This is a genomic window from Paucimonas lemoignei (assembly GCF_004342585.1).
Classification (GTDB): domain Bacteria; phylum Pseudomonadota; class Gammaproteobacteria; order Burkholderiales; family Burkholderiaceae_D; genus Paucimonas; species Paucimonas lemoignei.
In genome coordinates, this window is the sequence record NZ_SLZQ01000001.1 from 529,090 (window position 1) to 542,907 (window position 13,818).

Sequence of the window (13,818 nt, forward strand, 5' to 3'; positions counted from 1 at the left end):
ACCAACATACTGCAAGAAGATGAATCCACTTTCAAAAATCCTTTGGGGCGAAGGCCTGTTTCTCCGCCCGCAGCACTTCCAGCGCCAGGACCTCTACCACGAAGCGCGTCTGGCCGAATTCGCCCGTGCGGCCCATCCTTATTTATGGGGTGTTCGCAAACTCAAAATCGATAGCGATGCGCTGACATCGGGAATCCTGCGACTGAATGAAGTCAACGCGATCCTTCCTGACGGCGAACTGGTTGATGCGCCGATCAGCGACGAATTGCCAAATCCGGTCAACCTGGCGGAAATCGACAATATTGGAAATGGCCTGACCTTCTATCTCGCGCTTCCGTATTTGCGCGATTACGGTCCGAATTTTTCAGCGCAGCGCGAAACGACGGGCCAGGTTCTGCGCTACTACCAGCATGACGAAGCCGCTCCTGATCTTTACACCAACGCGGTCGAGTCGGATTTGTCGGTACTGAAGAAATCGCTGCGCTTGCTTTCAGAAAGAGACAACCGGGAGCAAACCGTATCCATCCCGATCGCAAAAGTCCGCACCAACAGCTCGGGCGGATACGAGCTCGATCAGGCATTCGTGGCGCCTTCATTATCGATCAAGGCAGCCCCTCAGGTTTTTCTGATGGCTCGCCGCCTGCTGGAAATACTGCAGGCCAAAGCGCAGGCACTGTACGGCTATCACCGCGAACCGTCGCAGAATATCGTTGAATTCCGTTCCGGAGATATTGCCTCGTTCTGGCTTCTGCATACCGTCAACAGTGCCAGCGCCTCGCTCCAGCACCTTTTCCATCATCCTGCGTTGCATCCGGAACGACTATTTCATGAATTGCTATCGCTGGCCGGACAATTACTAACTTTTTCCAAGGCCTACTCGCTTTCGGATCTGCCAGTCTATAACCACGCTAACCCCGGACCCGAGTTCAGCAAGCTGGACCAGATCATCCGCGAACTCATTGAAACCGTGATCTCGGCGCGCTATTTCAATATCGCCCTGGCTGAAGTCAAGCCGGCATTCCACCTCGGCCGCATCGATTCGGAAAAGGTCACCAGCAGCGCTTCTTTCTATATCTCGGTATCGGCAGACATGCCGCCGGCGGAGCTGGTGGATGCCGTACCTCAAAGGATCAAGATCGGGGCGCCGGATGATGTGGAGAAAATCGTATCGTCGGCCATGCCGGGTGTTCGCCTGGCGGCAGCGCCCCAAGTGCCGGCCGCAATTCCGGTACGTCCTGGCTGCTATTACTTTGCCGTCGAGCCGCACGGGCAACTTTATGAACGCATGATTGCCGCTAACGCGATCATGATTTATGTACCAGCCGTTTTCAAGAACCTTAATCTCGAACTGATCGCGATCACACAATGAAAGTCAACACCATTGCTCCCTCGCTGTATGCCGAAAGCACGCAACTGCGCCAGGATGCCAATTCTGCGAACCGCACTCTAGTCGACATGCTGCATGATGGTTTCTATCTGCTGCTGTTGCTGAAAAACCGGTACGTGCCAAATGACGCCGCCCAGTTTGCCGCGCAGGTGCGCCGGCTGCTGGACGGCTTTGAGCGCAATGCCCGGCAAAAGAATGTATCGGTGGACGATATCTATGCCGCCAAATATGCTTTTTGCGCAGCAGTCGATGAAACCATACTCTCGTCGGAGTCGCCAATCCGGGACGAATGGGAACGTTCGCCTCTCCAGCTAATTTTATTCGGCGATCAATTGGCGGGGGAGCATTTTTACAGCGAACTCGAGACAGTCCGCCATCGCGGTGCCGCCAGCGTCGAGACCCTGGAAGTGTTTTACATGTGCCTGCTGACCGGCTTTCAGGGAAAGTACATGTTGGAGAGCAAGGAAAAGCTCAATTACCTGATTGCGACGCTGGACAAGGAAATCGCTCACCTCAAGGGCAAGCGCGCGCAATTTGCCCCGCACTGGAAATCGCCGGATAGCATCAAGAACATGATTCGGCATGAAATCCCTGCCTGGATTATCGGCGCGGCTTTCGCATTATTTGGGGTGGCGATCTATGCCGGCCTTAGCTGGTATCTGGCCGATCACACCAATAGCACTCTTGGAACATATTACGACATCGTCAAGCTGGCGCCCAAGGTCGCCAATATCACGATCAGTCTGCCTTGAACCGACTTGAATTCATCTGCCGCAAATATTACCTACCCACTTAGACGGAGCCGTAAACCATGCCAGACGATTCCGGATTTCCAAGTTCTTTACCATCGGGCTCAATCGGCCTGGCTGGCGCAGGGCGACAAGCTTTTCTAAACAGCTTGTCGCAACATGCCCGTCTTCTCACTATCGAAACGCCGTTGCGACCTGGCGCGCTGGTGGTCGAGCGTTTCACCGGACGGGAAGGCATGTCGGAGTTATTCTGCTTCGAGGTGGATTGTGTTTCTACGTCAGCGGACTTCGAATTGAAGGCATTAACCGATCAGGAAGTCACCTTGCGCCTGGCCTGTGCCGATGGCAGCACGCGCGTTTTCCATGGCTTCGTTTCATCATCCCTGCAATTGGGTAGCGATGGCGCTCTGACACGATACAGGTTGACGCTCGTCCCTTGGATGCAACGCCTCACACAGCGGCGCGATAACTATATTTTTCAGAACAAGACTGTACTGGAAATCATTGAAGAAGTGCTAGGCGATTATTCATACGCCAGCTATCGCTTCGATGTTAACGCCTCGCTTCCTCAGCGTTCAATAACGATGCAGTATCGTGAAAGCGACTATGACTTCATCGCTCGGCTGCTGGCTGAAGAAGGAATGAACTTCTATTTCGCGCATGCTGGAGAGACAACAGGCGCTCAGAGCGAGGCCGAAGAGCAAAGCAAGGCAGGTCAAGCCCGCCACAAGTTCGTCGTCTTTGATGACAATACCTACCTGCCGGCCTGCACACAAGCTGCCGTGCGATTCAACCGTACTGCTGCCACTGAAACTGCCGATACCGTTACCGCTTTCGGCCTGCGTCATCAAGTTCAGGCCAATGCCGTCGCCCTGGCAAGCTGGGACTACAAGAAACTGTCGACCACGAGCGCAGAAGAACCCAATTCCGATGGCCCGGAAAGTCTGCCATCACTAGAAGTTTATGAAAGCGCAGGAGCCTATCGCTATACGGATGAAGCCGAAAGCAACCGCATCGCCCGTGCCCGCGCCGAATCGCTTCGCTCTGCCCAGCAAGCCTGCTATGGCGAAGGTTCGGTGCGAGGCCTCGCTGTGGGCTCCTGGTTCACCTTGACTGGTCCCGACCATGAAACCATAGGCGAGGTAGCAGAATTTGCCGTACTAACCATTGAACACAGTGGCGCGAATAATGTATTCCCAGGCGTTCCAGGCATCGGCGAAGTTAATGGTGCAGAACCTGGAACCTACCGTAACCGGTTTAGCTGCGTCCCACGGACGCTGCCCATTCGCCCGAGTTACTGGAAACCAAAGCCAAAGGCTCCTGGTGCGCAAGTCGCACTGGTGGTCGGCGTGGCTGGCGAGGAAATTACCACTGAACGCGACCATCGCGTCAAAATCCAGTTTCCCTGGCAGCGCGGAGAACAGACAGTCCCAGGCCAGGATTTGCATCCTGCCACTTCCAATGCTCCCGGCAACGAAACCGCGGGAACCTGGGTGCGTGTCGCCGAGGCAGCCGCTGGTGCCAATTGGGGCGGCAACTTCATTCCACGCATCGGCCAGGAAATACAGGTCGATTTTATCGCCGGCGACATCGACCGTCCTGTAGTCACAGGACAGGTTTATAACGGTAGCGACATGCCGCCCTTTCATGGCGCAGACAACCATCCGGGTGCACTAGCCGGGTTTAAATCGAAAGAATATGCCGGTGGCGGTTACAACCAGTGGGTGATGGACGACACGCCTTCTCAGTTGAGGCAAGGGCTGCACTCTTCCTATCACGCCAGTCAGTTAAACATTGGTTACCTGATTCGCCAGAACGGCAATGTGCGCGGTAGTTATCGCGGCAATGGATTTGAGCTGACAACGGACGCCTGGAGCGTTCTTCGTGCTAAACGTGGCTTGTTCGTGACCACTACGCAGCGGAATCAGGCCGTATCCACGCAGCTCGACAGTGAAGAAGCCCAAGGCAAGCTAAAGGCTGCGGAAGAATTGGCACAAGCCTTGTCGGATGCGTCAGTACAGCACCAAGCCTCGCCACTTACCACACCAGAAGGCTTGAATAAATTAACCGAAACCTTGCAGAGCAAGGACAACATCGATAGCACAGAGTCAACCGCATTTACGACACCGATTGGTCTCTTTGATAGTGCAGCCGGCATCAATATAGCCACGCCAGCATCGAGCCTTGTATTCGCTGGTCAGGACATGTGCCAGACCATGCATACAGCTATGCGGATTACTGCGGGACAAAGCGTGTCGATGGTGACGGCTAAGGCCACTTCCTTTTTTACCCACGCTGGCGGCGCCAAAGTCATTGCGGGCAACAGCCCGGTGTCATTCCAGGCGCATACGGGACCGATGGACGTGCTGGCCGATCAAGCCATGACAGTCACATCAAGCAACGGCAGCATCAAGGTACAAGCCAAGGACGAGATTCTGCTGAATTCCGGCGGCGGGTATATTCGGCTCAAGGGCGGGGATATTGAGATTCATTGCCCGTCGAGCGTGTCGGTCAAGGGGGCGTCGCATGACTTCAAAGGGCCGGCCAGTGGAAGTGTTTCCATGCCGTTTCTTCCCGATTCCGCCATCAAGCTTAAAAATTGGATCGCCATTAATTATCGAGATGCAGAAGGCGAACCAATGGCGGGCATTGGTTACAAGATCAAGTTTGATAGCGGCGAAGTCATCAGCGGCAAGCTGGACGAAAGTGGTCATGCCCATCATGACAATGTCCCCGAATCTTCGGCCACAGTGGAATATGAAAAACGGACTGGCAAGCCGGATGCGCCATGGGACTCCCTCCAGAAAATGGTCGAAAAAGCCCAAAGCAAGTTTAGCTGAATGAAAAATTCTCCAAGAATAATAACTTCCCATGCAAGATCAATTTGAGAACGCACTGGCGTGGTTCAAGGCCGCGCCTGCACGGTGGATAGATAGTGCCAAACGCGATTTAAGCGCAGTCGCTGAATGGATTTGGGGCGTTCTGCAAGGCGACTTCAACGATGAGGCGACGACAGCACAAACCATTACAAGCACAGTCATTTCAATGATCCCCTTCGTCGATCAGATTTGCGATATACGGGATATCGTTGCCAACTGTAGAAAAATAAACGAAGACACGAGCAATAAGTGGGCGTGGATAGCACTGGTTCTAACCCTGATCGGCCTGTTTCCGACGCTTGGTTCGCTCGCCAAGGGATGCTTCAAAATTCTATTTGCCTATGGCCGCAAGGCGGCATTCAAGGCAGGCGCATCTACTATCGATAACTTTTGGCAGATCAGCAAGCCCTGGGTGGAATCCAGCATCCGCAAACTCAACCAGTTTCTGGCCCGGCCTGAAGTGCGCAAAGCCTTGACTGCCTTGAAGTGGGACAATCCTTACCGGGAACTGGCTCGCATGATGCGCGAATTGTCCGCGACGATCAATACGGCTACGCTGATCAAAGCCATGGATGAAGGCATTGCCGCCCTCAAAAAGCTGCTAGATCTGGTTAAAAAATGGGGTAGCGCTGCCATGGCCACCAAGGCAGGCAACTTGCTTGAGTTGGTAATGAATGTGCGCAATCAGGCCAACGCCAAATTGGGAGAAGTGGTCAAGCCGGTCCAAGATTGGCTGGATAATCTTGCCAAGCGACTGGACGTGGAAGCCAAGAATAATTATAGGGCGACGACTAGGACAACGACTGCTCATACATTCGCCAAGCCATCCCTGGAATCAGAAATTGTACAATTTGAAAAAGCCAAACCGAAGTGGGTGGATAAGACACCTAAAGTGGCGCATCCAGCTGCTGAAAATGTACCCATTAAAGCCGGGTGGCCGGATTTAAGGGATACTGCCACGTCTCCGACCAAAGGCAAATACAACACGTTTGAAGAAGGAAAGATCGAACCTGTCACGATTCCGCCTGGAGAGACCTTATATCGCATCCTTGACCCTGGCTCATCGGACAACAGCATATGCTGGATGCGGAAGGCCGAGTTCGACAAACTCAAGAGCAAGGATGACTGGCGCAGAAAATTTGCGGTCTGGACTAATTGGAATGCCAACGGCGAGTATGTTACCTACACCGTGCCACCAGGCAAAGGCTTGCAGGTATGGGAAGGTGTAGTTGGAACGCAAGAACATGAACTTAACAAACTCTACAAATTGGAAGGCGGCGCTGTCCAAATCGTGCTTGATCCCACACTATTAAAAAAAGAGCACATGGGAAGGCGTCAATCTACGAACTGGGGCTACACTGACGACGAGTTTGGCGAAAAAACAGATTTGGTTGGTGTGCCAACCTTAGTTAATAATTGGCGCGAGAAAAAATAACTATGGCAACCCCACTAATACCGCAAGAAATTTATCTACTTGAACGTTACATCTCACTGGAACGCTTCGGCAAGATGTGCGATGCATGGCGTGACATGCTGAACTATACAGAGGATTTATTAGCCCGCTTTGTACAAAATTTGCCTCCGGATTACCGTAACCGCCCTTTGCCTGAACAGCCTGATATTGTCTGGGGAGAGAGAGTTCTGCCAAATTTCAGGGAAACGATGCAAATACTTGATGATGCCTACATCAAACTGTCGCATGGTGATTATGAAGCGCTTGGTCGTTCATGTGGGGTAAACAACGGCATCCGCGGACAGAGCGAATTCTGGTCAGGCTGGATGCACGAGGTCGAGCCGGGAGCAGAAGAAAAATACTATGAATTGCTATTTGAAGCAAAACGTTACGCCAAACCTATTGATATTACTTCTAGCGGTACTTGGGGACCAGGTGCACTCACTACTAATTACGACGAAGTTTTAAATGAACCACTCAACCCACCTTCATCCTGGCCGACATATCGCCTCAATCCACAGGTGAAGGTAAAGAGCGGCGACCGTACACCGCAAACCGGTTTTTATCTTCCCGATGTCGATCACGGTTTTCCGACATTGATGATTAAGTCGGATGATGATTTGCTAGGCGAAGCAAATGAAGCGATGGTTAAGCGTGCAGATGGAACCAAAGGTTATGTACCCGCCACATGGACACTAATCGAACGCGTAGCTGACGAAAGCGACATGTCCGCCGCACCTTCGCTTGTTGCGCCACAACGTCTGCGCGTCGATGCTGGCAAGCCTTGTCCACAAACCGGCTACTGGTTCACGCCAGCACAAATGAATTCCCGCCGCTATTTCAAGGAGGGTGACATCATGCCGAATACTGATTCGGAGTATGGCACCACAATATGGCAATGGGACAGCAACCAAAATTAACTCAAATTAACATCATTGCAATTTATTTACTATCGCACCGCTTGCAACAAAATGGTATAAATGTTGCCAATTAGAAGCAGCGGAGCACCCATGAAAGACGGCATCCCATTCGAGAAAACTTCAGTTGAAGAAGTACAGAACAGCACTTGGCAGGAACCTTCTCCGTCCAAATCGCTGGAAAAAAACTGGGGAACCCATCGTTTCCCTCTGAAACAGGAAAAGCCGGATATCAAACTGCTGACGCCATGGGTTCAGCAACTACCGCCGGAAGTACGTCCGCGTCAGCTCGTCATCCAATACGCCCGCATCGCCAATAAGCTGGCATCCTTATGGCCACATCCGATCGCTTGCGAAAAATACCTGAATCAGCTCATGATCGATGAGCGCGGCGACCGGCAGGGATTTCCTGCAGAGGTCGCTCTGGAACTGGCTGCGCTACAAGCGTATTTCGCAACCAATGTCATGGTTCATCACTACGATGTCTGGGGCGACCGCATCGGATAATACGGCTAGTTATTGCAGTTTGCCTGCCCGCTTCAGCCGATAGGTCAGTCCCTCGGCGATATCCTTATGCCCTTTATGCAGGGCGAAATCGAGCGCGTCCATGCCGCTCTCATTCCTGCTTGACAGATCCGCGCCGTTATCCAGCAGCAGCTTGACTGTCATGATGTGACCTTCGCCGGCAGCCATCATGAGGGGTGTGGTCTTGTTCGGAGAACGGGCATTGACGTCCGCCCCCTTTTTTATCAACAGTTGCGCGATATCGTTGCTGCCGCTCGCAGCGGCATAATGCAACGCGGTCCATCCAGACCGGTTGACTGCCGCGCCTCTGTCCAGCAGGGTTTCGACGGCGCTGCGGTTACCCTTGAACGCGGCAACCATCAGGGCAGTATCGCCGTTTCTTGCCGTGGCATTCAGCTTGATATCGGGAGCATTGACCAGCACGTTGAAAGCTTTCATCGCCCCCTCACGCACGGCGATGATCAAGCCATTCTCCCCGCGCGCTTCATCGACGAGGTTGGGGTCAAGTCCGCGTTTCAACAATGCATTCAGTTCCGAGGCATCGTCCGTTTTTACCGCCGTAAAAAAATCATCGAACGCTCCCGCGACAGAAATCGCAGGCAGGCAGCAAGCCGCCACCACCAACACACGCAAGCCACGCATCAAGGATGAATTAATGTTTTTCATGAATATTGAAGAGCCTGTAGAAATTGTCGGTAGTCTGGCGCGCCACCTCTTCAAGCGGCACGCCCTTGAGTTGCGCCAGGAATTCGGCGACATGCTTCACCCATCCCGGCTGATTCATTTTTCCGCGATACGGCACCGGCGCAAGGTAAGGCGAATCCGTCTCGATCAGCATTCTCTCCAAGGGCACCGCTTGCGCCACCGCCTGCAGTTCCTTGGCGCTCTTGAAGGTGACGATGCCGGAAAATGAAATGTAAAACCCCATCTCCATCGCCGCCTTGGCGACTTCAAGCGATTCGGTAAAACAGTGCATGACGCCGCCGACGCCGCCTGCCTCAGGACCGGCACCCTCTTCCCGCATGATGCGAATGGTGTCTTCCGATGCGGAACGGGTGTGAATGATCAATGGCTTGCCGGTCGCGCGGGAAGCGCGAATGTGGGTGCGAAAGCGTTCGCGCTGCCATTCGAGTTCATCGAGCGGCCCCTCCTGGCGGTAATAGTCCAGCCCTGTTTCGCCGATGGCGACGATTTTGGGGTGATCAGCAAGCCGGATGAGTTCGTCGACACTGGGCTCCGGCGTATCGGCGTAATCCGGATGCACGCCTACCGAGGCATAGACATGCGGATATTGCTCGGCCAGCTGGAGTACTTGGGGAAAATCCGGCAGGTCAACCGATACGCACAGCGCGGCCTTGACCTCGTTTTTCGCCATGGTGGCGAAGATTTCCGGCAAGCGCTCGGCCAGCTCGGGAAAATTGATGTGGCAATGGGAATCGATGTACATGGGCGTTATTGTACGCCCATGACAGACTGACAGGATTACAAGGTGTGAGTTGCCCGTGATGAACCAAGCGCGGCACCAAGCAGTTCCTCGATCCGCTGGCGCACCCTCGTGCCGGTTTCATCAGCAGGGAAATGCACGCCGATGCCCTGTGCCCGATTATTGTTGGCACCGGAAGGCGTCACCCAGGCGACCTTGCCGGCCACCGGGTATTTATTAGGATCATCCATCAAGGTCAGGATCAAATAGATTTCATCGCCCAGCTTGTAGTTTTTATTGGTCGGCACAAAAATGCCGCCATTTACTAGGAATGGCATGTAAGCGGCATAAAGCGCCGATTTTTCTTTGATACCCAGCGACAATACCGACGGCCTGGCAAGCGAGGCAGCGGAGCTGGCGGCAGGTGTCTCAGCCATGATGATCCTTTTCTTGTTGTATCAGGAATACAGTTTCGCGTAATCGAGCAACATGTCTTCGATGAACAGCTTGGGCGACAAGGGATGCTCGGCAATGGCACGACGCTCCTTGATTACCCTTAGCGCTTGCAGCAAAGACGGCACCTCTACCCGCCCGCTCAGCGCGACAAGCTCTTTCCGATAGCGCGGATAATACCGGATTTTCCCCGCAAGCTTGACAGAAAACAAGTCGTAAAGCCAGCGTTGCAACCATTCCACCTGTTGCGAAGGTGCGGTCTTTTGCAGGCGGTCAGCTGTTTTCAATGCGTCGTCCACTCCTGGCTTGGCCAGATGGCGCAGAAATTCATCCATGATTTCTCGGCTTTCGGACTGGGACATTTCCAAAGCGGCAAGTGGTGCTCCGCCCTGTTCGGCCAGCCAGATATCGGCATCAGCGACACCTTGGGCTTTCAGCCAACTTAGCGCCTCCTCGATTGGCGGCAGCGCCAGCCCAAATTTACGGCAGCGAGACAGGATAGTAGGCAGCAGACGGTCCAGGCTATTGGAAATCAGGATGAACACCGTATCGGGCGGAGGCTCTTCCAGGGTTTTCAGCAAGGCGTTCGCGGCGGCGCCGTTCAAGGCTTCAGCGGGATAAAGCAGCACCACGCGCTTACCCTGCCTGTGCGTCGAGACATTCATGAAATCGGCCAACGCGCGAATCTGGTCGATGCGGATATCCTTGGAAGGAGCCCGGGTCGATTTGCTGCCCTTTTTGGTTTCCCCATCGTCGTCCTCGCCTTCCGTCGCCGAGCCTTCTGCTTCATCCAGCGCCTCGGGCCTGACCCGGCGATAGTCGGGATGGTTATATTGGGCAAACCAGCCGCACGATGCGCATTCGCCGCATGCGTGCCCCGCCACATCGGGAGATTCGCACAACAAAGCTTGGGCAAAACGCTCGGCAAACAAGGTTTTACCGATCCCGGCAGGGCCATGAATAAGAATGGCATGCGGCATGCGTTCGCGTAACTGCTGCAGACGCTGCCATGCAGCCTCTTGCCAGGGGAATATATCAATACTCATTAATATTCAAATGCTTAAATTAAAAATCAAAGAATTTACTTTAATTTAAATCGTTTCTTTGATTCATTTAAATTCAGATACTTACAAGCAATTCTTTAAGTTGATTCTGAATATCCGGGATGCTCTTGGTCGAGTCAATGATGCGAAAACGTTCAGGAAATTGCCGTGCCCTGCCCAGGTAGGCTGCCCTGGTCGCCGCAAAAAACTCCGCTTTTTCCTGTTCAAATTTATCCGGTTCTCGGGCAGCATCCAGGCGAGCCCGCGCAACCTCCAGCGGGACATCGAACAGCAAGGTCAGGTCAGGCTGCAAATGCGGATGCACCCAGGCTTCCAGCGCTTCGAGCTTTTCGATCGGCAGCTTGCGCCCGCCGCCCTGGTAGGCAAACGATGCGTCGGTAAACCTGTCCGAAATGACCCATTTTCCCGCCGCCAGGGCCGGCTCGATAATTTGGGCGATATGTTCTCGTCGGGCTGCGAACATGAGCAAGGCTTCGGTTTCGAGATGCATGCGTTCATGCAGCAGGATTTCACGCAGCTTTTCGCCAAGGGTTGTGCCGCCCGGTTCGCGGGTCATGACCACATCGATATCGCGTGCGCGAAGCAGTTCGCTAACGAAAGCTATATGGGTAGATTTGCCAGCACCATCGATGCCTTCGAATGTAATGAATTTACCCTTGTTCAATTTTATTTCCGTTATCGCTGATATTTTCTGACTGCGCGATTGTGATCGTCGAGGTTAGTGGAAAAATGACTGCTGCCGTCGCCCCGGGAAACGAAGTAAAGCGCGTCCGTGCGGGCCGGGTTGAAGGCGGCTGCCAGGGCTGCTGCGCCGGGCAAGGCGATCGGCGTCGGCGGCAGACCGGCATGCACATAAGTATTGTACGGCGTGTCGGTTAGAAGATCTCGCTTGCGGATATTGCCGTCGAATTTTTCGCCGATACCGTAGATTACCGTGGGATCGGTCTGCAACAGCATGCCGCGCTTGAGGCGATTGACGAATACGGCAGCAATCATGCCGCGATCGGCTTCCGTGCCGGTTTCCTTTTCGATGATCGACGCCATGATCAGGGCTTCATAGGGCGATTTATAAGGAAGCGAAGGGTCGCGCGCGGCCCAGGCCCTGTTTAACCGCCGCAGGAGCTGGGCATGAGCCTGTTTATACACCTGAAGCTCGCTGGCGCCCTTGGCAAAGCGGTAGGTATCTGGGAAGAACAGGCCTTCGGCATACTTGTATCCCGGCGCGACTTTGGCAAGCAATTCCTGTTCGCTCATCGCTACGGTGTCATGTTTCAATCCCGCGTGTTCGGCGATTGCCTGGCGCATTTGACGGAATGTCCAGCCTTCGATGATGGCCACGGATTCCTGTGCAAACTCGCCGCGCACCAGTTGCTCAAGCAACCTGAGCGGCGTGGTGCCCGGTTTCAGCTCGTAATGGCCGGCCTTGATTTTTCCACCCTTGCCCGATAGGCGCGCCAGGATAATGAACAAATCGGGATTGATCGACACACCGGCATCGGCAATTTGCTTAGCCGAACTATTCACCCCGCTTCCCGGCTCGATGGCAAATTCCTTGATAGGCTGATTCGCCAGAAGGATCGCCGTGCGGGCCCAATATGCCATTCCGGCGCTTGCCAGCAGAATGAGAACGACGCCCAGTATCAGGAGCTTTTTAAAGAAACCCATGCTCGTTCGCTGCTTTTTACGTGCCACTTATTCCCCTTTTTGCCTGGAGTATTTCAGCCGATGGCTTTGCCCGTTCTGGCGTCTCCAACGAAAATTCTGCTACGCATCTATAATTAACCGCAGCCTTTTCCAATTATCGCCGAGCGAATGCGGAAAGGTATTAATGATAATCGTATTGGCGCGCATGCAAGCAGTAAGCGGGCGCAATTTTATCCTGACTGGTTCATGAATCTATGCATCCCTGGCAGCAATTTCTGACGGAACAAGGTTTTAGGTTTGCAGCGGAGGCCGCTCATGAAGCGATCGGCCCTGATCCGCTCGTCTGGTCGGAATCGGCCGCCGACGGCTTCGTTGCGCCGCTCACCGATCTTGGGCTCATCGCTTTTACCGGCGATGAGGCCGCCCATTTTTTGCATAACCAGCTGACAAACGATATCGAACATCTGGGCCCCGGAGAAGCGAGACTGGCCGCATACTGCTCTCCCAAGGGACGCATGCTGGCGAGCTTCCTGGCCTGGCGCACCGATGATGCGGTGATGCTTGAATTGCCGCGTGCGATTCAGCTACCCGTACAAAAGCGGCTGCAGATGTTCATCCTGCGTTCCAAGGTCAAGGTGGCCGATCGCTCGGACGAACTGGTAGTGCTCGGGCTCGGCGGCGCCAAGGCCGGTGCGGCGCTTGCAAGCCGGTTTGGCGAACTCCCGGCTACGCCTTATGCCAAGCTGGACAGCGAGGCCGGCACGCTGGTCCGCGTCGCCGACGCATTCGGCGCACCCCGCTACCAATGGATCACCTCGGTCGAACAGGCGCAGCAGGCATGGCCTGAGCTGGCCCGGACTTTACGTCCTGCTGGCACGTCGTTGTGGCGCCTTGCGGATATTCTCGCCGGCGTGCCACGGATTGTCGCCGCGACCCAGGAAAGCTTCGTGCCGCAAATGATTAATTTTGAAGTCATCGGCGGCGTCAATTTCAAGAAGGGCTGCTATCCCGGGCAGGAAATCGTCGCGCGCAGCCAATACCTGGGCAAACTCAAGCGCCGAATGAACCTGGCAACCGTTGATGCCGCCTCATTGACCGGTACGGTCGAGGCAGGCATGGAAGTCTTCACGCCGACCGATCCCGAACAGCCATGCGGCATGGTCGTCAATGCCGAGAGAAGTTCACCAACCGAGTTTGCGATGCTGGTGGAACTGAAGACTTCGGTGCTGGAGGCAGGCACGATCCATCTGGCGTCAGCCACGGGAGCGGTGCTGAATATTCAGCCTTTGCCTTACGCTATTCCCGATGCGGCCTGAACCTGTTC

Annotated in this window: 13 protein-coding genes; 7 read left to right on the forward strand and 6 right to left on the reverse strand. The window is 54.2% G+C overall.

From position 1 onward, the window contains the following. Positions 1-19: 19 nt before the first annotated feature. The 6 genes from tssK to EDC30_RS02210 all read left to right on the forward strand — a co-directional run bounded on the left by tssK (position 20) and on the right by EDC30_RS02210 (position 7,892). The gene (tssK, locus tag EDC30_RS02185; RefSeq protein ID WP_132256829.1) at positions 20-1,369 is read left to right on the forward strand and encodes a type VI secretion system baseplate subunit TssK; all 1,350 of its coding nucleotides are present in this window, start codon (positions 20-22) and stop codon (positions 1,367-1,369) included. Then, positions 1,366-2,139 (forward strand): type IVB secretion system protein IcmH/DotU, encoded by a 774-nt coding sequence (icmH, locus tag EDC30_RS02190; RefSeq protein ID WP_132256831.1) that lies wholly within the window; start codon positions 1,366-1,368, stop codon positions 2,137-2,139. Before tssK ends, icmH begins: the two co-directional genes overlap by 4 nt. 59 nt (positions 2,140-2,198) lie before the next feature. Then, positions 2,199-4,976, forward strand: a complete 2,778-nt coding sequence (locus EDC30_RS02195) for a type VI secretion system Vgr family protein (RefSeq protein WP_132256832.1) — start codon at positions 2,199-2,201, stop codon at positions 4,974-4,976. Positions 4,977-5,007: 31 nt separating this feature from the next. Then, positions 5,008-6,450 carry a hypothetical protein gene (locus tag EDC30_RS02200; protein WP_132256834.1) on the forward strand — a complete coding sequence of 481 codons (1,443 nt, stop codon included), beginning with the start codon at positions 5,008-5,010 and terminating at the stop codon, positions 6,448-6,450. A 2-nt stretch (positions 6,451-6,452) separates the two neighbouring features. After that, positions 6,453-7,388, forward strand: coding sequence for a hypothetical protein (locus EDC30_RS02205; RefSeq protein ID WP_132256836.1), 936 nt, complete (start codon positions 6,453-6,455; stop codon positions 7,386-7,388). 90 nt (positions 7,389-7,478) lie between these two features. Beyond that, positions 7,479-7,892 carry a hypothetical protein gene (locus EDC30_RS02210; protein WP_132256838.1) on the forward strand — a complete coding sequence of 138 codons (414 nt, stop codon included), beginning with the start codon at positions 7,479-7,481 and terminating at the stop codon, positions 7,890-7,892. A 9-nt stretch (positions 7,893-7,901) separates the two neighbouring features. Here EDC30_RS02210 and EDC30_RS02215 read toward each other — a convergent pair whose 3' ends face one another. From EDC30_RS02215 to mltG, 6 genes are all read right to left on the reverse strand, one after another. Then, a complete protein-coding gene (locus tag EDC30_RS02215) occupies positions 7,902-8,576 on the reverse strand; it encodes an ankyrin repeat domain-containing protein (RefSeq protein WP_132256840.1) in 675 nt (224 codons plus the stop codon). After that, positions 8,563-9,357, reverse strand: coding sequence for a TatD family hydrolase (locus tag EDC30_RS02220; protein WP_132256841.1), 795 nt, complete (start codon positions 9,355-9,357; stop codon positions 8,563-8,565). The genes EDC30_RS02215 and EDC30_RS02220 overlap by 14 nt, the downstream gene beginning before the upstream one ends. 35 nt (positions 9,358-9,392) lie before the next feature. Next, the gene (locus EDC30_RS02225) at positions 9,393-9,770 is read right to left on the reverse strand and encodes a PilZ domain-containing protein (protein WP_132256843.1); all 378 of its coding nucleotides are present in this window, start codon (positions 9,768-9,770) and stop codon (positions 9,393-9,395) included. 21 nt (positions 9,771-9,791) lie between these two features. After that, on the reverse strand, positions 9,792-10,832 hold the full coding sequence (locus EDC30_RS02230; RefSeq protein ID WP_132256845.1) for a DNA polymerase III subunit delta': 1,041 nt from the start codon (positions 10,830-10,832) through the stop codon (positions 9,792-9,794). Positions 10,833-10,905: 73 nt separating this feature from the next. Beyond that, positions 10,906-11,514 carry a dTMP kinase gene (gene tmk, locus EDC30_RS02235; RefSeq protein ID WP_132256846.1) on the reverse strand — a complete coding sequence of 203 codons (609 nt, stop codon included), beginning with the start codon at positions 11,512-11,514 and terminating at the stop codon, positions 10,906-10,908. Positions 11,515-11,525: 11 nt separating this feature from the next. Then, a complete protein-coding gene (gene mltG, locus EDC30_RS02240) occupies positions 11,526-12,515 on the reverse strand; it encodes an endolytic transglycosylase MltG (RefSeq protein WP_132256848.1) in 990 nt (329 codons plus the stop codon). Between the two features lie 233 nt (positions 12,516-12,748). On the opposite strand from mltG, the gene ygfZ reads away from it, so the two are divergent. After that, the gene (gene ygfZ / locus EDC30_RS02245; RefSeq protein ID WP_132256850.1) at positions 12,749-13,810 is read left to right on the forward strand and encodes a CAF17-like 4Fe-4S cluster assembly/insertion protein YgfZ; all 1,062 of its coding nucleotides are present in this window, start codon (positions 12,749-12,751) and stop codon (positions 13,808-13,810) included. The last annotated feature ends 8 nt before the right edge of the window (positions 13,811-13,818 follow it).